Here is an 18,387-nt window from a genome sequence, read left to right on the forward strand (position 1 = left end):
GCTACTCCAGCTTCTGCAGCCGGTCCACCAGCTCCGTAAACTGCCGCTTGTAGGGCTCGGGCAGCATCTCGCCGTTCTGCAGGCTGCGCAGCTCCTCCAAATACCGGTTCCGGTTCTCATGCTTGGCCAGCAGGCCGAGCTTCTCTTCATAATTCTCAAGCACCTGTTCTGCGCGCTTAATATGTTCGTACACCGCCTGGCGGCTGATTTCGAATTCCGCGGCGATCTCGCCGAGCGAGAAGTCGTCGTGGAAATAATATTTAAGGAACGTCTGCTGCTTATCGGTAAGCAACCGTTCATAAAAGGCGAATAGTAAGTTGATCCGGTTCGTTTTCTCGAGCCGATTCTCCTGACTCATCAAGGGCACTCCCTTCGTCAAGGAAAAACACTTTACAGCTTCACAACGTCCCTTATCATACCGAAAACAAAGAAAGATGTCAAGCATTTTTGCTTGTCATCTTTCTTGTGTGTTTTAGCGGATCGGCAGCAGGTAAATCAGGACCGCAAAGAAGTGCGTTACGCTGCCGGCGAGCACGAAGGTATGCCATACCGCATGGTGGAACGGGAACCCGCGCCACACATAAAAGATCGTGCCCAGCGTATACAGAATACCCCCGGCAACGAGCAGCGTCATTCCTCCGCTCGCCACAACCGCCGTCAGCGGATGCCAGGCGATGACGATCAGCCAGCCCATGGCGATGTAGAAGATCGTAGAAATGAACAGAAACCTTTTGACGAAAAAAGCCTTAAACAACATCCCGAACAGTGCGATGCCCCATATGACCCCGAACAGACTCCAGCCGAGCGGTCCGCGGATCGCTACCAGCATAAACGGTGTATACGTTCCGGCGATAAACAAGTAGATTGACGAATGGTCGAAAATCTCGAACAGATCCTTGGCCCTGCCTTCGCGCAAGCTGTGCAGCAAGGTGGAGTTAAGATACAGGAGCAGCATCGTCGTTCCGTAGATCGAGAAACTGACTACATGCCACGCCGTCCCCTTGAGACTGGCAAACACGACGAGCAGGACCAGCGCAACGACGCTCAGGGCTGTTCCGATTCCATGTGTCACCGCATTGGCGACCTCTTCCTTTCGGCTGAATGTATGCGTATTGGTCATGGGATACTCCTTCCGTTTCGTTAAGTATTTTTAAATCAAAGCTGGTACAGTTCCTTGTATTTCGCTTCTAGATAATCGGCGAGATAATCCGGGTTCAGCGGCTCTCCGGTCACCTTCTCGACGATTTGCCCAGGGGTCAGCGACTGGCCGTAGCGGTGGATCTTCTCTTTGAGCCATTCTTTAATCGGAAGAAGATTGCCTTCGGCGATCAGCTCCTCCAGCGGCAGTTCCTTCTTGAGGGTATTCAGGAATTGGGCGGCATACATATTTCCAAGCGAGTAGGAGGCAAAATAACCGAAGTCCCCGCCCGACCAGTGCACGTCCTGCAGCACGCCCAGCGCATCCGTCGGCGGCGTAATGCCGAGGTATTCCTGGTATTTCGCATTCCACACCTTCGGCAGATCCTTCACTTCCAGCCCTTCATTGAATATCATCTTTTCGATTTCGTAGCGGATAATAATATGAAGGTTATAGGTGAGCTCGTCGGCTTCGGTACGGATGAACGACTGGCTTACGTTATTGATCGCCCGGTAAAATTGCTCGGCGTCGACTTCGGCCAGCTGTTCCGGGAAATGCTGCTGCAGGCTACCATAATAATGCTGCCAGAAGCCCCGGCTGCGGCCGATCATGTTCTCCCACAGTCTGGACTGCGATTCATGGATGCCCATCGAAGCGCCTTGGGCCAGCGGCGTGCCGGCAAAGGCCGGATCGATATTTTGCTCATACAGGGCGTGTCCGCCTTCATGCAGCGAGCTGAATACCGCGCTTGGCATGTTGTCCAGAATATAGTGGGTCGTGATGCGGACATCGCCGAGATTCAGCCCGGTCGCAAACGGATGCACGCTTTCGTCGAGCCGGCCGGCTTCGAAATCAAAGCCCATCTGCTCCAGCATGTAGAGGCCAAATTTCTCCTGCTGTTCTTTGGCATAAATCTGGCTGAGAAACCCGGTATCCGGCTTGTTCGGCGACGCATTGATCGCTTCCACCAGCGGAACGAGGCGGCTGCGCAGCCGGTCGAAGATGGCGTCGATTTTTTCGGCGGTAAATCCCGGCTCGTACATATCCAGCAGCAGATCATAACGGGAGCCCTCTGGCTTCCAGTAATCGACGAATTCCTGCTTCAGTCCGACGATCCGGGTCAAATACGGCTCAAACGAAGTAAAATCGTCATTATGCTTTGCTTCCTCCCAGACAGATTGGGCTTCGGCACTGAGCACAGCGTATTCTTCGAATTTTTCCTGCGGAATGCTCTTATTGCGGTTATATTCCTTACGGCAGTCCTCAACCAACTTATTCTCGGCGTCGCTCAATTGGCTCCGTACTTCCGGACGGCTGAACCATTCGGTGAATTCGCCCATCTGATCCGAGGTCTCCAGCTTGAACGCTTCGCCGCTCAGCATGCCGACCGTTTCCGAACGCTGACCTATGCCCTTGCGCGGCGCGCCGGTTCGCATGTCCCAGTGCAGAAGCTGGATCGCCTCCTGGTATCCCCTGATTTTGACGAGCAGTGCCTTAAATTTATCCCATTGATCTTTGACTGATTGCTCCACTAGAATCCACCTGCTTTCGTAGATTTATCCATTCTTCTTGATGATACTTTTTTGAAAACTCAGAATCAAATGCCCCTGCAGCAGAGCAGGCCATCAAGTTATATCCGCGCAAATAAAGGATTCATTAAAAGGATACTACTTTAGCCCGGGGCAAAAAAGTTATAAACGTCAGGCTTCGCCGGGGAAAGACACCGGGAATTGACGCTAGTTCATGATGAATCGTATAATCAGATGCAGAGCAAAAAGTACGAATTTGAAATATTATAAACAAAATAGTTTGTTATCCAAGGAGGAAGCAGTGATCATGAGTCAAATTACGAAAATTTTAGAATTCAACAAAACCTTCGTCGAGAACAAAGAATATGAAGCCTATTTGACCAGCCGCTTCCCCGACAAGAAAATGCTGATCATCACCTGTATGGATACGCGGCTGGTGGAACTGCTGCCCAAGGCGATGAACTTCAAGAACGGCGACGTTAAAATCATTAAAAACGCCGGCGCTGTCATCTCCCAGCCGTTCGGTTCCGTCATGCGGAGCGTGATGGTTGCTCTCTACGAACTGGATGCGGAGGAAGTCATCGTCGTCGGCCACTACGAATGCGGCATGGCCTCCCTGAACGCCGAGCGGATGATCAATTCGATCAAAGAACGCGGCGTATCCGAAGAAGTGCTGTCCACGCTCGAAAATTCGGGCATCAAGCTGACAAAGTGGCTGCGCGGGTTTGACAATGTGGAAGACGGGGTAATTCAGACTGTGGAGCTGATTAAGCGCCATCCCCTTCTTCCTCCCAATGTCCCGATTCACGGCATGGTGATCGATCCGGCAACCGGAGCGCTTAAGCTTGTCGCGGACGGATACGCGGAGATTAAGGCAACTCTCTAATAACTGCTGTTTGCGCGGGTCTCGGGCCCGCGCGTTTTTTTTGTTTAAACATATATATTTAAAAATTGAAACCTTCCTGGACAAGCCGCGTATTACCGCTTATATCCGGCGGCCTTCGCCGCCAATACAACCAGGAGGGTATTCATACTCAATGAAACTGAAACGATTAATGATGATTGTCATGGCTTTTACCCTGTTATTTGCGACCGTGGTCCCCGATTTGGCCGATGCGCGGCGCGGAGCCGGCGGCTTTAAATCCGGCGCCCGCAGTTATTCCACCACACCGAAAAAAGCAACGACCGATAGCGTCACGAAAAGCGACAGCACCAAAGGCACGGCCTCGGCAACAAGCGGCGCAGCCGGTACGACAAAGCGCGGTTTCTTCAGCGGGGGCAGCTTTATGAAAGGCATGATGATCGGCGGCCTCGCCGGCATGCTGTTCGGCGGCTTCTTCGGCGGCATGGGTGCCTTCGGCAACCTGCTCGGTTTCGCGGTGAATCTGCTGGCCATCTATCTCATCGCGATGCTGGTATTATCCTTCTTCCGCCGCCGCAGCCAGCGCCGCAACCGTCCGGGAGAGGAAGGACGTTATTGATGAATCCCCTCGTGCTGAGCATGGATGAAATTATCAATGCCGTTTGCCTGCATATCGCCGAGCGCAAGTCAGTCCGGGTTCAGGAAGTTCAGGTCGAGCTGAGCTGGGATGAAGACACCGGCTACACAGCGGAAGTGTGGGTGCAGGGCCGCAGCCAGTATCTTGTGGAGTCGAACCTGATCGAAGCGATTCTCCGCTACGCTTACAGCGAATACGGCGTGCGCGCTTTCCCTGAAAGCGTCCGCCTGGAACTGGATGAAGAGATTACCGCAGTGATCGCGGCGTAAAGCAGCCCCCACAAAGCGAGGCTATCACACATAGTCTGGTACTTTGCGGGGACCTTATTCTATAAAATTAACAAAAAAACCGTCCGATATCGGCCATGCCGATTGGACGGTTTTTTGTGCGTTGCGGCCGAGCTTACGTTACAGCAGCGAAATCGTCAGCAGATTGAACAGCACCAAAGGCAGGATTGCTTGCCCCGGGTTTGGATACGGGTACGGATAAGGCGGACGCGGACGCGGCGGTCCGAAGCCCGGGTAAGGGCTGAAAAAACCGCGTGCCGCTTCCTGATCAATGGTGACCAAAAGGTACAAGTGGGTGGCATCCATCCCGGCCAGCATTCCTTCATGCGTCATGCCGAAAATGTCCTGGACTTTGACCGGGTGATTCAGATAGTTCTTGCAGCTTTGATGCAGCGTCTCGCGGATTCCGTGCACATGCTGGACGGCCGTAGGATCGGCCTGATAAACGACTGCCGAGGACCGGCTGTCTTGAATATTCGGCATCTGGGCTAACCTCCGTTGTCGGTTTTGCTCCATTCTATGCAGATGCCTATCCGGTGGTGATTAGCCTAGACACGGGATTCCTTAAAATGCGACGCCGATGCCGCCGACGCCGGCATAGGTACCCATGACCGGCCCCATGCTGGAAAATACGATCTCGCGGAACGGATGCTTCTCCAGAATCCGTTCTTTGATCTCAAGCGCGAGCTTCTCGCAATTGCTGTGGACGATGGCGATGACCGCCTTGTCGTAATCGTAGTGCTTATGATCGAGCTTGGCGAGCAAGTGGCATAACGCCTTCGGAAGCCCGCGGGTCTTCTCGACCACCTCTACCGTGCCTTCGTCGCTGATCTTCAGCAGCAGCTTGATGTTCAGTACCGATGCAACAGCTCCGGATACCCGGCTCAGGCGGCCGCCTTTGATCACGTTTTCAAGCGTATCAAGCGTAAAATAGGCGTTCACCTCATCAATTTGCCGGTGAACCCGCTCAACCAGCTCCTCAAGGCCGATGCCTTCCTCCGCCCATTTGGCCGCTTTAGCGACGATCAGCGACAAACCGCCGGAGAAATTTTTGGTGTCGATGACTTCCACAACGTTCGGATGTCCTTCTTCTTCGTACATTTCTTTGGCGATTCGGGCGGCCTGGTACGTGCTGCTGATATTGGAGGACATGCTAAGCACCAGGATATCCGTTCCCGCTTCAACCTCCGCATATTTCTCCAGGAACACCTGGGGACTTGGACTGGCGGTCGTCGGCAGCTCCTTGCACGCGCACATTTTGGCATAAAAGGTTTCGGCATCCGTATCTTCAGGCATGCGTTCATCCTGGAAATGAACCGGAAGATGGACGATGGTTACATTGTATTTTTCCATATATTCAAGGGGCAAGTCGGACCCGCTGTCCGTAATAATCTTGATGGGCATCGTGATGCACTCCTTTCGATTCTACTCTATTGTAGCCCGTTACCCGCAAAACAATAGTACTCTTTATAACTTGTCAAAATCCAGGTTTTATGCTTCTCCCGAATAACGAAAAAACAGCCCTGTAAAAGGGCTGTTTTCAGGAACAAATCTCTGCCAAATCTAGATATTCAGGTTCTTCATGCCGGCTTCCGGATACCGCCCGCCATACGCCGCTCCCTGCGGAGCCGTCTCATCAATCCGGCGCAGATCTTGGTCCGACAGGGTGATATTCAGCGCGCCGACATTTTCCTCCAAATATTTCGTGCGCTTCGTTCCCGGAATCGGAACGATATCCTCACCTTGGGCCAGCAGCCAGGCCAGCGCCAGCTGCGAGGACCCGCAGCCTTTTTCCGCGGCAATCTCCTCGATCTTCTTCACGAGCTGCAGGTTCTTGGCGAAATTATCGCCCTGAAACCTCGGAGAGTTCCGGCGGTAATCATCCGGCGCCAAGTCTTCAAAGGTCTGGATGCTGCCGGTCAGAAACCCGCGGCCCAGCGGACTATACGGTACAAATCCGATGCCGAGCTCCCGGCAAAGCGGCAGGATTTCATCCTCTACATCCCGGCTCCACAGCGAATATTCGGTTTGCAGCGCTGTGACGGGATGAACCGCATGCGCCCGGCGGATCGTGCCGGGTCCGGCTTCGGACAAACCGATAAAACGTACCTTGCCCGCCTGTACCAGCTCGGACATGGCACCCACCGTTTCTTCGATCGGCGTATTCGGGTCCACCCGGTGCTGGTAATACAGATCAATGTGATCGACGCCGAGGCGCTTTAGGCTGGCATCGCAAGCTGCCTTGACATATTCTGCCCGGCCGTTGATGCCGAGCATGGCGCCGTCCGCCGAACGGACATTGCCGAATTTCGTGGCGATCACGACCTCGTTGCGCCGTCCCCGCAGCGCTCTGCCGACCAATTCTTCGTTCCGTCCCACGCCGTACATATCGGCCGTATCGAAGAACGTGACGCCCAGCGCCAGGGCGCGGTCGATGGTACGGAGCGACTCCGCTTCATCACGGCCGGCGTAAAAATCGGACATGCCCATACAACCGAGACCCAGCGCCGAAACCTCCAGCTTTCCTCCGAGCTTTCGTGTAATCATGAGTTTACCGCCTCCTTGTCCACTCATTCTAGCACAACGTCCGGCGAAACCTAAAATCAGCCGGTTTTCATTCCAAAATGCAACATCCCATATGCCGTTTACTGTCGAAGTCGAAAAATATGTCGTGAAGGATCATCCGCTGGTCAAAGGCGGACACGTGGATCTCATGATATACATGGTCGGCGGCAAACCGGTTGGCGGCAACTCTTTTCCCCATGACGAACAGCTGGACGGCGGGTATTGGTCGCTGGACGGCAAAACGCTGGAGGAATTGCAGCCGGATGATTATCCCGCTTGGCAGGAAAAATGGATTCGAAAATATTCGGAATGACTCATTGCCGGCCTATTTAAGCTCTGGCATGCAGCGCCTCAATAATTGCAGCACTGCTCCGCACCTTGCCGATCCGCGGGAAAATCGTGTTCACGACATAAGTATGCTCTGCTTCAGTACCCGCCGTCATGGCATCCTCGGCAAAAACTTGATGGTAGCCATGATGGTACGCTTCCCGCGCCGTCGTATCTACGCCGATGCTTGTGGAAATGCCGCACAGGATGATGGTGTCGATGCCGCGGCGGCGGAGCTGAAGATCGAGATCCGTTCCGAAAAATGCGCCCCACTGCCGTTTGACGACGACATGCGCGCCCGGCAGATCCGCCAGTTCAGGGACCAGAACATCCCAGTCTTCAGGCAGCTGCGGGGGCGTTGGCGCAGCGTCGGTCTTCGGCTTCAGCATGTCGCGGCCGTCCACCGTCGAGACCTTCACGAGCACGACGAAACCTCCTTTTTCCGTCAACGCCTCCGCCATATGCTTCGTCTTCTCCACCACCTGCGCACTCGAGTGCGGCGCCCGCGTTCCCGGAACAATCCCCTGCTGCAAATCAATGACAACCAGCGCCGTCTTGGCGGCATTCAAGCTTAAATGTTCCATACTTCTCGCTCCTTGTTCAATTTTTTATACACCTTGTAATATACCCACACGGCATTCCCCAGCAATAACAGGGCCGTCGTGAAAAAGACGGAGCGGAACCCGAGCCAGCCGGCCATTTGGCCGCCCAATACCGAGCCGCCGAAAACGCCGAGATACGCCGCCGACATGCTGAAGCCGAACATCCGGCCGGTCAAAAAGTCGGGGGTGATTTTTTTGATAAGCGTGTTGACCGATGGATTCAATCCTCCCGCCGCCAGCCCCAGCAGAAAGCGCAATACCATCAGCTGCCAGGGGCGGGTGACGAACGCCTGCGGAATAAACAGCAGCCCCGCGGCCAGCAGCGCCACCAGGATGATCCGGTGCGAGCCGATCTTGTCGGACAGCTTGCCCAGCCTTGGCGCCGAAATAATGTTTGCCAATCCTGAAGCAGAGAATGTAAGCCCGGCGAGCAGCGCGACATGTCCGGCGTTTTCGGTGAGCCGGGAAATATACACCGTAATGATCGGCTCGACGGAATACATCGCTGCAGTCAGCATGAAAAATGCGGCAAACAGCGTAAGCGTCAGGCTTTTCTCCGGCACCGCGCTCCACACCTCCTTGAAGCGCATGACCTTGCGGTCCTTGCGTTCAAACGTCTCTTTCACGAACAGCAGCGTCGTAAAGAAAGCGATCAGCATCAGCGCCCCGGTCAGAAAAAACGAATCCCGCAGGCCGACGTTCTCGGCGATAAACGCGCCGATCGTCGGGCCGAGCAGCGAACCGGCAACATTGGCTGTCGATAACGTGCCGAGCGCAAAGCCCGCATGCTCCTTATCCGTTTGCGTGGCAATCAGCGTCGTGCAGGCCGTGCCGTAACCGGTGATCACCCCTTGCAGCAAGCGCAGGCCGACCAGCATATGCACACTCTGCGCAAAACCCATTGCGCCGATGACAAGTGCCATCCCGAGGCTCGCACGCAGCAGCATCGGCTTGCGGCCGACCTTGTCGGCGGCCATGCCCCAGACCGGCGAGAACAGCGCCGAGATAATAAAGGTGATGCCGAAGGCCAGGCCGGCGTACCTGGCTACCGCATTGGTGTCCTGGACACCCAGCTCCTTGATGTAGAGCGGCAGGATCGGCGCGATCTGGCTCATTCCCACCCCGGTGACGAACATCCCGAACCAACAGACAATCAAGTTTCTTCTCCATACCGGCATGACAAAATAGCCCTTCCTTCTGCTTGTGATCCTTGATCATCTTAGCAGCGGGAAGGGCTTTTTAACATGCACGATTCTAAACTCCATGGACATTTTTGCTCTGAAATTCCGTCGGGCTGATGCCTTCGGTTTGTTTGAACAGCCGGCTGAAATAAAACTCGTCGCTAAAGCCCAGCGCCCGCGCAACCTCTTTGACCCGTTGTCCGCCTTCCAGAAGCATTTCCTTCGCCCGGTCGATTTTCATCCGGTTGAAGAAAGCCGTGGCGGACTCCCCCGTAGCTTCTTTGAACGCCCGCGACACATAAGCCGGCGACAGCTGCACCAGCTCCGACAGTTCGGTCAACGTCACCCGGCCGTCCACATGCTGCTGCATGTAGCCGATGATTTTTTCTACTTTGAGCGAAGTGGCGTAGTTGCGGTTCCGTTTGCGGAGATTCTGGTAAATGGCGGCCAGCAATTGCTGAAGCAGCGTGCGGCTCAGGAACTCGTAGCCGGGCATTTTGGCGTTCCAGCACTCCACCAGCCTGCTGAAGGCTTCGCTGATCTGGTAATAATCCTTCAGCTCTTCCGCCGGCGGAAAGAGCAGCGGCTCACGTGTTTCAAGCAGCTGCCAGCTCGTTTCGCCGTACACGACGCGGGCATAGCTGAAATGCACGGTCAAAAAATTGTTCGCCGCCCCGAACTCCTTATCAAAGATATGCGGAACGCCGGCCGGGATATAATAGAGCATGCCTTCTTTTACCGGAAAAATCTTGCCGCCGATCATGAGGCTGCCGCTGCCGCCATCCACGAAGACCAGTTCGTGATGCTGGAGTGTGCGGCTGATTTTGCCTGGACGGACTGCGGAATTCCGATACTTTTTCCCGTTGCAGTAGTGAATATGGAAATGCAGGTCCTTCAGTTTCATTAAAGCTGCTTCTTCATGATCCGGATCTGACCCCGGTGATTGATCTCGTCCTCGAACACATGGAACCACATAAAGTAATGATTGGCCGGCTGTTTGCCCCAGAACGGCATTTCCCGGTGCAGCCATTCATCGTCCACCGTCTTGAACCGCTCCAGCGTTTCGGCGCGGGTCTCCTCCAGCAGCTTCACGTAGAAATCCAGATCATGGCCTTTGATGGCAGCACGTCCCGTATCCCCCAGATCCAGAGCCGGACCCCAGCGCTCGAGTTCTTCCTCGTCCGGTTCCCGTTCTTCAAACGTGAAGACGCGGTAAAAATAATCCACAGCGGCAAAATGCATCAGCAGCATGCCGATCGAGTTGCTTTGCGGCGTCGGCAAGTAGTCGAGCTGCTCCGCCGTCAAGCCTTTGACGGCATCCAGGGTCGTGTGCCGGGCATAATTCATCATCGAGATCAGCCGGCTGACATGCGGCGTATATCCTTCCAAATCGGTAATGCGGTATAGCGTGGCGTAATCGACCAACGTTAAAGACCTCCATCGTTCGGTTCGCCCAGGGCAAACCTGATTTTCTTCTATTATACAGGATAGCGGAAAATCGCGGTGTGCGGCAAATCAGCGCCCCTCCCTTGGCCGGACGGGAATCCAGATTTCGCTGCGGTAATCCGGAACGGAAGTGTCCTTTCCTTCATTCCATAACATTTCCGGCCCTTCGGCCTGCTCATAACTGGAGGAAGGGAACCACTCGGAGTAAATCCGGCCCCACACTTCCTGCAGCGCCGCCGGGAATGGCCCGACCGCTTCGAACACGGCCCAGGTTCCGGCGTTCACTTCGAGCTGTGCCAGGTGTTCCGGTCCTCGCTGTGTCGTGGCCACGCCGATATAATGATCCAGCTCTCCCTTCTCTTCCATGCGTTCCTCGGAAAAATTAACCGAGGCGCTGATCATTCCTGCCGGCTCGGTGTCGGCCTGCCCTTTCAGCAGCGCGATCGTTTCCGGATTCAGGCTTTGCCACATCGCGGCGATCTCCGGATTCACCCCGTTAAAAATAATCGGAACCCTTTTATACAATCCGACAATATTGAACGCTTCCTTCTCCACGATCCGGTAATTCATCTCGTTTCCTCCCCTGACGGTTAATTGGAAAGTCACGCGGGGGTAAGCCTTCAGCGGCTGTCCTTTGGCCCGCGCTTCGGAAGGCGTTACACCATGAAACTGCTGGAACGCCTTTGCGAACGCATCCGGCGAGCCATACCCGTAATCCATGGCAATGTCGATAATGCGCGTTTCGGTCTGCTGCAGCTCAAATCCGGCCAGCGTAAGGCGTCTGCGCCGGATATATTCCGAGAGCGGAATGCCAGCCAAAAACGAAAACATCCGTTTGAAATGGTATTCCGAGCAGCCGGCTCGCTTTGCCACTTCCCTAAAGTTAATCTCATCCTGCAAATGCTGTTCAATATAGCTAAGCGCCAGGTTCATGCCCTCCAGCGGATTCATGAAGCATCACGCCTCCTTTCTTTATCAGGATAACAAAATGTATTCGGGATGGCCCGTCAATTGCAGCACCGGAATTATCGGAGGGAGGACATAAAAATCCCGCAGACCTTAAGGTCTGCGGGATTCATTATAAGATCATGGATTTATTATTTCACTTCGGTCGCGCCGGTAACGGTGCCTTCGATTTTAGCGGTAGCTTTAACGTCTTCGCTGGCGAAGTACAGGTTGCCGTCGATTTTGGCGTCCTTGTAAAGGTTAAAGCCGTTGGCTTCAACGTAGACATCACCTTTGACGGTGCCGCCTTGCACGCGGAAGTTTTCGCTTTGTACGGTGAACTTAGGAACGGTCAGCGTGTAAGTTGCCGTAACATTGTGATCGGCGTCTTGGGCATACAGGGCCAATTTGCGGTAGATCGCATTTTCCGCTTTGCCTTTGTCATGGAACTCGCCGGCTACAACGACTTCGTCCGGTACAGTCAGATCGTTCAGGATCGCCACGATCCAGTTGCCTTTGTCGCTGACGGCCGATTTGAAAGCATCCACTTGGTTGACGATGGAAGCCGTGGTTACCGCGTCGGTTTGCTCGGCGTTGGTTGCTGCCGGAGCCGCTGCGTTATTTGCGTTGTTGTTGTTCGATCCGCAACCCGCGAGCAATGCTGCCGAGATTCCTGCTACCATAAGCACTTTAACAAATTTCATTGGTTAATTCCCCCTATTTCTTTTTACAAGAATATCATATATTAAAATTTGCAATATTAATAGTGACAATTTTCACAATATTGTGACAGCATTCACAAAGTTTAATTTATGACCATTTCCGGGGAAATCAAATAATAAAGAGGCTAAAAGTACGAAAAAAGGACCGCAATCCTCAAGGAATTACGGCCTTTTTTCGAAATATGATCCAAAAGTAACAACTCTTACTGTACGCCGGTCTATACCGTCGTTCTGCGGAACAAGAGATACGCGATGCCCAAATAGAGCAAGGTCAGCACCCACAACAGCGAAGCAGCTTCGCCTGCCGTGTAGCCGTCGAACCAGTTCCATACCTTCGTCCATGCTTCGTAATACGTCAGCAGCAGGACGCCTACCGTACCTGCCACAAACAGCAGCAGCGACAGGAGCCAGACACCGATGCGGCCGAAGCGGCGGTATACCGCAGCGATGACAAATCCGCTAAAGAACAGATGTGTCATAAGCGTCAGCTGCACCCAGAACTGAACCAGCACATTGCCGTCGTTCATATAAGGCAAATGGAAAAAATGAAGCTCTTGGCCCCAGCCGCCGCTCGCCTGTTCAATCGCACCGAGGACGACCAGCAGCAATGAGTTGACTACGCTTAGCATTAGGAATGCGAGCACGGTGCCGGCAAAAAAATCTTTGCGCCGGGCGCCGAAGCCGAGCACCAGCGGGAAGCTTTGTACCGAAAATAAAATGCCGAGGACGAACATAAAAATATGGATCGAGCTGATCCCGCCCGTATAATACCCTTCATCCATAAAGAAACTGACGACCAGATTCACCAGGAAACTGCTCAAGAGAATCATATATGGAACAAAGAAACAATTGGTCTTATCGGTATAAAAAGTACGAATGACGCCTGCCGTCCGGTTCATAACCCCACCCCCGTTTTTATTGCTGTATCCGCCCCGGTCAAGCCTACGACTAACTGCTGCAGCGATACAGGCGTCAGCGTCAGCCCCTCGCCTGAAGCCGCCTCCCGCTCCCGCTGCGTCCAGCCGCCCATCAGCGTCGCCGAGCTTTGCCCGGCGAACGACTCGCGGCGCAGCACTCTTTTTCCGGAAGCCAAACGCTCTATCTTGTCTGCAGGTCCGGTCACGGTAAACGCCGCGCCGCGCAGTTCTTCGCTCTCCTCATCGAGAATAACCCGCCCTTTGTCGATGACGATGACATGTTCGAGCAGCTGGCTTACCTCGTCAATCAGATGCGTGGATAACACGATGGTACGCGGATTCAGGCTGTAGTCCTCCAGCAGCCGGGTATAGAACAGCTGGCGAGCCACTGCGTCCAGTCCCAGATAAGGTTCGTCAAACAGCGTCAGCGGCGCCCGACTGGCCAGACCGATGATAATGCAGACTGCTGAAAGCATCCCGCGGGACAGCTTTTTCATCCTGCGTTTCAGCGGTAAATTAAATTCGCTCACCAGTGAATCCGCAAACGCGGCGTCCCAGTGCGGGTAAAAAGACGGCGCCAGCTTCAGCACATCTCTCACCGAAAAATGGTCGGGAAAACGCTGGCTTTCCTTGATAAAGCACAATTGTTGCAGCACCTTGCTGTTCTCGTACGGCGCTTCGCCAAAGACGCGGATGTCCCCGCCTGTGGCAAACTGCTGCGCCGTCAGCAGATGCATGATCGTTGTTTTCCCGGCCCCGTTGCGCCCAAGCAGGCCGTAGATTTTGTTCTCTTCCAGGGCAAAGCTGACCCGGTCCACCGCCGTAAACGAACCAAAGCTTTTGGAGACCTCCGTAAATGCCGCAACCGTGTTCATCCTTCATTCCCCCCGTTTGATCATTTCGCTTAATTGCGCCGTCGTGATGCCAAGCTTCTTCGCTTCCCGGATCATCGCCACCACATACTGCTCGTAAAACTGCTCCTTGCGTTTCTCGACCAGCTTCTGCCTCGCTCCCGATACTACGAACATGCCAATCCCCCTCTTTTTGTACAAAATGCCTTGGTCAACGAGCAAATTGACCCCTTTAGCCGCCGTTGCCGGATTGATCTGAAAAAAAGCGGCAAACTGGTTGGTGGAGGGCACCTGGGATTCCTCCTCAAGAATGCCTTCAACGATGTCATTTTCGACTTTCTCCGCGATTTGCAGAAAAATCGGCTGGCTGTCATTCATGAGTGACAATGGTCCTCACCTCGATTCATGTTCTGTATTGTTTGTTAGTTATGTGGTTAATTACTTATGTAGCTAACCATACAACATAAACACTCCTCCGTCAAGGGAGGATCTCCCCGGCTGATGCACAAAAAAACCGCTATCCCCGGCTTATATGCCAGGAACAGCGGGTTCTGCTTGCTATGAAACGAATAACGCGGTAGGTAATCCGCTTATTTTACGTCAGTTGTACCCGTAACCGTACCTTCGATTTTAGCAGTAGCTTGAACGTCGGCATTGGCAAAATGCAGGTTGCCGTCGATCTTAGCGTCTTTGTACAGGTTAAAGCCGTTGGCTTCTACGGTAACGTCGCCTTTTACCGTTCCGCCTTGAATGCGGAAGTTTTCGCTTTGTACGGTCATGTTAGGAACCGTCAAGGTGTAAGTGGCCGTGATATTGCGGTCGGCGTCTTGAGCGTACAGCGCGAGTTTACGGTAAATATCGTTTTCCGCTTTGCCCTTGTCATGGAATTCGCCGGCAACGACAACATCCTTGTCGAGGGTCAGGTCGTTCAGGATTGCCACGATCCAGTTGCCTTTATCGCTGACAGCGGAAGTGAAGGCATCGGCTTGGTTAACGATGGAGGCCGTTGTTACCGCATCCGGAGCTTCGGCAGTCGCAGCGGCAGTAGCCGTTGCAATAGCAGCGTTATTGGCAGCATCGTTATTGTTATTGGAGCCGCATCCGGACAACAGGGCAGCAGACATACCGGCAACAAGCATTACTTTGTAGAATTTCACAGTGATTTCCCCTTTATATATGTTTATGTTGCATTAGTCATTATAAATAGGTAAGCAGCTATCCTAATGTGATTAAATTCACATTTGTATGATTTACTTTCAGTCCCAGTCACACAAATTTCATACACGGCGTGTCAGCTATAAAAAAACCGCAGCTGTTTAGCCGCGGTTTTGGGTCTCCCGGTACGCTGCATAACTGAGCGGCAAATGGCCGATCCCCAGCAATGCGCCAAAGAGCAGGTATAACGGAGAATGCAGCACTGCTGCCGCAAAGAGCACGTACAGCACCGGGCTTACGGCCATCGGCACCGGAATGCCGAACATCGGGGCGTACAGCCAGTTGTAATCCCGGTTTTGGCGGATATAGCGCAGCCAGCCGGCATAATACAAGGCCAGCGACAAAATCATGCCCTGCAGCGCCAGAAACGCGTAAAGGTCGCCCGTGTCCATCTTGAAAAAAAGCGGAACGGCCATCGTTCCGAACCGGCCGGCCATCTCCGCCGCTTGAAGCACCCGGTTCGGCGGCCGGGCCGGCTGCGGCATATTGCGCGGCTGCAGCTTGAGGAATGCCAGATTGGGCAGCAAAATCAGTAACGGAATCCACAGGCTCAGGGGATGAAGCACAGGCAGTCCTCCTCGCTTTAGACTTTGTTCCTTGGCTTTATCCCCCTATTTTAGCGTGCTGCGGACATTTCCGGTTATGATATTTGCACAGCCGGTTCGGCTTTCGTCCACACCGGATTCATCCGTACGCCCGCCGCTTTCAGCGTTCCGAAGATCGGGCAGCGGCGGTCGGTTTCTTGCTGCAGCTCCAGAATACGCGCTTCCGTTTCGGTGGTCACCACCTCCACACGGACTTCTACGTTGTCGAAGTAAGTACGGACATCCGTGTCTCCCGCCAAGCCGCGCAGGTCGAGTTCGCCCGCCGCTTTGAAGCTGATTCCCTGCAGATCAAAGCCGGTTTCCTTTGCCACGGTACGGGCGATGACATTCTCGCAGCCGATCAGCGCGCCCAGCAGCGCCTGCAGCGGGTTCGGACCCCTATTGCCCCCGCCCTGGCTGAGCGGTTCGTCAATATAGAATTGCTGAGTGCCTGCTTTGACTGTCGAAGTGAGTCCCTCCGTTGTGCTTGTTGCTACCAATTTGATATTCGCCATTGTTTTGGCCTCCCTTGTTTTGATAAGCTAATTATAGAATTCATTGGAAAGCCGTTCTGTAAGACAGCTACTCCAGTCAATGTGAAATATCTTACAAAACGGCGGAGGCCGATTGCCCGGGAGTGAACGTAATGATCAATAAAATATGGTATTTATCGCAAATCAAGCTGTTTGACCGCGTCGAAGCATCGGACATGGCCGTGATCGACGAAGGCACCCGCCATACCCGCTTCCGCAAAAACACGATTATCCAATCGCCGGACATGCACCGGACCGGACTTTATTTTGTTAAAGAAGGCGCGTTGCGGCTTTATATTATCAATGCTGAAGGCAAACAGTTCACGGTCGGGATACTAGGCAAGGGAAGCACCTTCGGGGAGGTCGAATCTTTTTCGCTCGGTACGGAGGGGGTCTATGTCGAGACGCTGGAGGACACCTTGGTCTGCTCGATCAGCAGCGAACAATTTGAAGCCTTTATCGCCGGCCGGCCGGAGATGATGAAGCGCGTCATGCGAATCTTGAGCGACAACCTGAATCTGAAGAACAAAATGCTGGAGAAGATGGCGCTGGGTACGGTCAAAGAAAAGGTCATCTTCCTGCTGCTCCATCTCTCTGAGGAATTCGGCGTGCCCGAAGACGGGTATTTGCGGATCGAGCTGCCGCTCAGCCACCAGGAAATCGGCCATATGATCGGAGCCACCCGTGAATCGGTCACCGTCGCCGTCCATGAGCTGGCCGAAGAAAGGGTGCTGCGTACCGGACGCAAATCCGTGGCCATCGATACGCTTGCTGCCCAGGCATACGTCTCCTGACCCGCCTTCATCGGATTTTTAACAACCGTTATCGTCAATAAAAATGGCGCCAAGGACTCGAAAGCTCCTTGACGCCATTTCTTTATTCGCTTGCTCCGATTATTGCTCCGCGTTCTTCAATGCATGCTCCCAGCTTGGAAAATAATACAACGCGCTGCGCATCAGTTCAGGCTCATGCTGCTTAATCTGCTTTTTGTTCAAATTGCCGCCCGTGGTTTGAATCTCCCGAATCCGGTTGATTACATCGTCTGAACCCATCGAAGTTTCCACCGCCATCGCTCCTTTGCCAGTTGGGGTATTTCCCATTATTTTGCACAACCGGCGAAGGTTTTATACCTCATTTTCGGCCCAAATACAGTCCATGATTGCTGATGCCCAGGATCGAAGGTTCGGTACAGGTCCGGAAATGATAATCCTTCCATACCGCGAACTGCGCATCGGATAATCCGTTCAGCCGATTGCGCAGAAGAATACCGACGCCGTCGCTCCCTGCGTGAACCAGCTTTGTCACTTCAAACGCAGCGAGAAGCGCTTCGATTTCGTCCGGCGTGTGGAAGTAAGCGTCCGTCCAGAAGCAATCGTCATCCGCAGAGGAGATCTGCTTCTCCTCCGCGATGCGTCGCACCCATGTATCTTCGAGATAATTGTCGCTGATGTTCGCGAGGTGGGGAAAAATAAACAGCCGGTTGACGTATGCCACGGCAATCACTCCGCCCGGCTTCAGGACACGCAGCGATTCGCAGATGCAGGTCCGCTGGTCCTCCGGATCCAGCAGATGGTACATCGGCCCCAGGCACAGCACCGCGTCAAAACTATCGTCCGCATAGCCGGAAAGATCCAGCGCGTTGGCCACCCTCGCCTCAATGTTCGTATACCCTTCTTCGTCCACCCGTTCCTGAATCCACCGGATATGTTTCGGCGTAAGATCGGCTGCACACACCTTGTGGCCCCGGTCTGCAAAATGAAAGGTGTAGATTCCTGCCCCTGCGCCCAGATCCAGGATACGGGACCCGGCCGGCAGATGCTGCTCCAAAAAACGTACCGTCGTCAGAAATTCCAAATTCCGCGCCGGGTCCGTCGTCAGTCTCACATCCTCGTCATACTGCTCGTAGTACTCTACAATTCCGCTCATGGCATACTTTTCCTTTCCAAATATATTTTGTTCATTATAGCGGCGTTCCGGGCAGCAGGATGTGAGCTTTCTCTCGGGTAAGCTTTTCTTTCCGCGAAAAAAAACCGAAAGCGGCAAAGC

At 53.7% G+C, this 18,387-nt stretch carries 25 protein-coding genes; 5 read left to right on the forward strand and 20 right to left on the reverse strand.

All coding sequences use genetic code 11. From position 1 onward, the window contains the following. Position 1: 1 nt before the first annotated feature. From BMW84_RS07565 to BMW84_RS07575, 3 genes are all read right to left on the reverse strand, one after another. Positions 2 to 358 carry a putative DNA-binding protein gene (locus BMW84_RS07565; RefSeq protein WP_091066200.1) on the reverse strand — a complete coding sequence of 119 codons (357 nt, stop codon included), beginning with the start codon at positions 356 to 358 and terminating at the stop codon, positions 2 to 4. Positions 359 to 472: 114 nt separating this feature from the next. Beyond that, on the reverse strand, positions 473 to 1,120 hold the full coding sequence (locus BMW84_RS07570; protein ID WP_091066202.1) for a PAQR family membrane homeostasis protein TrhA: 648 nt from the start codon (positions 1,118 to 1,120) through the stop codon (positions 473 to 475). A gap of 35 nt (positions 1,121 to 1,155) precedes the next feature. Next, complete coding sequence (locus BMW84_RS07575; RefSeq protein WP_091066205.1) at positions 1,156 to 2,670, reverse strand: carboxypeptidase M32; 1,515 nt, start codon at positions 2,668 to 2,670, stop codon at positions 1,156 to 1,158. A 304-nt stretch (positions 2,671 to 2,974) separates the two neighbouring features. Between BMW84_RS07575 and BMW84_RS07580 the strand changes: the two genes are divergently transcribed. The 3 genes from BMW84_RS07580 (at position 2,975) to BMW84_RS07590 (ending at position 4,435) form a co-directional block, all read left to right on the forward strand. Continuing rightward, a complete protein-coding gene (locus BMW84_RS07580; RefSeq protein WP_091066206.1) occupies positions 2,975 to 3,553 on the forward strand; it encodes a beta-class carbonic anhydrase in 579 nt (192 codons plus the stop codon). Positions 3,554 to 3,704: 151 nt separating this feature from the next. After that, positions 3,705 to 4,148, forward strand: coding sequence for a hypothetical protein (locus BMW84_RS07585; protein WP_091066209.1), 444 nt, complete (start codon positions 3,705 to 3,707; stop codon positions 4,146 to 4,148). After that, complete coding sequence (locus BMW84_RS07590) at positions 4,148 to 4,435, forward strand: YxcD family protein (protein ID WP_091066210.1); 288 nt, start codon at positions 4,148 to 4,150, stop codon at positions 4,433 to 4,435. Before BMW84_RS07585 ends, BMW84_RS07590 begins: the two co-directional genes overlap by 1 nt. Positions 4,436 to 4,573: 138 nt before the next feature. Here BMW84_RS07590 and BMW84_RS07595 read toward each other — a convergent pair whose 3' ends face one another. The 3 genes from BMW84_RS07595 to BMW84_RS07605 form a co-directional block, all read right to left on the reverse strand. Further along, positions 4,574 to 4,936 carry a hypothetical protein gene (locus BMW84_RS07595; RefSeq protein ID WP_091066213.1) on the reverse strand — a complete coding sequence of 121 codons (363 nt, stop codon included), beginning with the start codon at positions 4,934 to 4,936 and terminating at the stop codon, positions 4,574 to 4,576. Between the two features lie 81 nt (positions 4,937 to 5,017). Further along, positions 5,018 to 5,857, reverse strand: a complete 840-nt coding sequence (locus BMW84_RS07600) for a DegV family protein (protein WP_091066215.1) — start codon at positions 5,855 to 5,857, stop codon at positions 5,018 to 5,020. 159 nt (positions 5,858 to 6,016) lie between these two features. After that, positions 6,017 to 7,000 (reverse strand): aldo/keto reductase, encoded by a 984-nt coding sequence (locus tag BMW84_RS07605; RefSeq protein WP_091066217.1) that lies wholly within the window; start codon positions 6,998 to 7,000, stop codon positions 6,017 to 6,019. A gap of 91 nt (positions 7,001 to 7,091) precedes the next feature. Here BMW84_RS07605 and BMW84_RS07610 point away from each other — a divergent pair, with 91 nt between their 5' ends. Next, positions 7,092 to 7,331, forward strand: a complete 240-nt coding sequence (locus tag BMW84_RS07610; RefSeq protein WP_091066219.1) for a hypothetical protein — start codon at positions 7,092 to 7,094, stop codon at positions 7,329 to 7,331. Positions 7,332 to 7,347: 16 nt separating this feature from the next. On the opposite strand, the gene BMW84_RS07615 is transcribed toward BMW84_RS07610, so the two are convergent. The 12 genes from BMW84_RS07615 to BMW84_RS07670 form a co-directional block, all read right to left on the reverse strand. Next, entirely contained in the window at positions 7,348 to 7,929 is a 582-nt protein-coding gene (locus BMW84_RS07615) for a hydrolase (protein ID WP_091066222.1), read from the reverse strand. Next, a complete protein-coding gene (locus BMW84_RS07620; protein ID WP_368086709.1) occupies positions 7,917 to 9,104 on the reverse strand; it encodes a multidrug efflux MFS transporter in 1,188 nt (395 codons plus the stop codon). The genes BMW84_RS07615 and BMW84_RS07620 overlap by 13 nt, the downstream gene beginning before the upstream one ends. A gap of 97 nt (positions 9,105 to 9,201) precedes the next feature. After that, positions 9,202 to 10,032 carry a helix-turn-helix domain-containing protein gene (locus BMW84_RS07625; RefSeq protein WP_091066228.1) on the reverse strand — a complete coding sequence of 277 codons (831 nt, stop codon included), beginning with the start codon at positions 10,030 to 10,032 and terminating at the stop codon, positions 9,202 to 9,204. After that, positions 10,032 to 10,478 carry a DinB family protein gene (locus BMW84_RS07630; RefSeq protein WP_091068169.1) on the reverse strand — a complete coding sequence of 149 codons (447 nt, stop codon included), beginning with the start codon at positions 10,476 to 10,478 and terminating at the stop codon, positions 10,032 to 10,034. Before BMW84_RS07630 ends, BMW84_RS07625 begins: the two co-directional genes overlap by 1 nt. A gap of 165 nt (positions 10,479 to 10,643) precedes the next feature. Then, positions 10,644 to 11,525, reverse strand: coding sequence for an AraC family transcriptional regulator (locus tag BMW84_RS07635; RefSeq protein WP_091066231.1), 882 nt, complete (start codon positions 11,523 to 11,525; stop codon positions 10,644 to 10,646). A 146-nt stretch (positions 11,526 to 11,671) separates the two neighbouring features. Beyond that, positions 11,672 to 12,223, reverse strand: coding sequence for a polymer-forming cytoskeletal protein (locus BMW84_RS07640; protein ID WP_091066233.1), 552 nt, complete (start codon positions 12,221 to 12,223; stop codon positions 11,672 to 11,674). 236 nt (positions 12,224 to 12,459) lie between these two features. After that, a complete protein-coding gene (locus BMW84_RS07645; protein WP_091066236.1) occupies positions 12,460 to 13,140 on the reverse strand; it encodes a hypothetical protein in 681 nt (226 codons plus the stop codon). Next, positions 13,137 to 14,033 carry an ABC transporter ATP-binding protein gene (locus BMW84_RS07650; protein WP_091066238.1) on the reverse strand — a complete coding sequence of 299 codons (897 nt, stop codon included), beginning with the start codon at positions 14,031 to 14,033 and terminating at the stop codon, positions 13,137 to 13,139. Before BMW84_RS07650 ends, BMW84_RS07645 begins: the two co-directional genes overlap by 4 nt. A gap of 3 nt (positions 14,034 to 14,036) precedes the next feature. Then, positions 14,037 to 14,387, reverse strand: a complete 351-nt coding sequence (locus tag BMW84_RS07655; RefSeq protein ID WP_091066241.1) for a GntR family transcriptional regulator — start codon at positions 14,385 to 14,387, stop codon at positions 14,037 to 14,039. A 212-nt stretch (positions 14,388 to 14,599) separates the two neighbouring features. Continuing rightward, positions 14,600 to 15,166: a polymer-forming cytoskeletal protein gene (locus BMW84_RS07660; RefSeq protein WP_091066244.1), complete on the reverse strand. Its 567-nt coding sequence runs from the start codon at positions 15,164 to 15,166 to the stop codon at positions 14,600 to 14,602. Positions 15,167 to 15,325: 159 nt separating this feature from the next. Continuing rightward, entirely contained in the window at positions 15,326 to 15,790 is a 465-nt protein-coding gene (locus BMW84_RS07665) for a hypothetical protein (RefSeq protein ID WP_091066246.1), read from the reverse strand. 74 nt (positions 15,791 to 15,864) lie between these two features. Beyond that, positions 15,865 to 16,323 (reverse strand): OsmC family protein, encoded by a 459-nt coding sequence (locus tag BMW84_RS07670; protein WP_091066249.1) that lies wholly within the window; start codon positions 16,321 to 16,323, stop codon positions 15,865 to 15,867. Between the two features lie 131 nt (positions 16,324 to 16,454). Here BMW84_RS07670 and BMW84_RS07675 point away from each other — a divergent pair, with 131 nt between their 5' ends. After that, positions 16,455 to 17,135: a Crp/Fnr family transcriptional regulator gene (locus BMW84_RS07675; RefSeq protein ID WP_091066251.1), complete on the forward strand. Its 681-nt coding sequence runs from the start codon at positions 16,455 to 16,457 to the stop codon at positions 17,133 to 17,135. Between the two features lie 99 nt (positions 17,136 to 17,234). On the opposite strand, the gene BMW84_RS24720 is transcribed toward BMW84_RS07675, so the two are convergent. Together BMW84_RS24720 and BMW84_RS07680 are read right to left on the reverse strand one after the other, a co-directional pair. Continuing rightward, positions 17,235 to 17,405 (reverse strand): hypothetical protein, encoded by a 171-nt coding sequence (locus BMW84_RS24720; RefSeq protein ID WP_175498702.1) that lies wholly within the window; start codon positions 17,403 to 17,405, stop codon positions 17,235 to 17,237. Positions 17,406 to 17,472: 67 nt separating this feature from the next. Beyond that, complete coding sequence (locus BMW84_RS07680; protein WP_091066254.1) at positions 17,473 to 18,267, reverse strand: class I SAM-dependent methyltransferase; 795 nt, start codon at positions 18,265 to 18,267, stop codon at positions 17,473 to 17,475. Between the last annotated feature and the right edge of the window lie 120 nt (positions 18,268 to 18,387).

The sequence above is a fragment of the Paenibacillus sp. NFR01 genome (genome assembly GCF_900111565.1).
In the GTDB taxonomy this organism is placed as follows: Bacteria; Bacillota; Bacilli; order Paenibacillales; family Paenibacillaceae; genus Paenibacillus_AQ.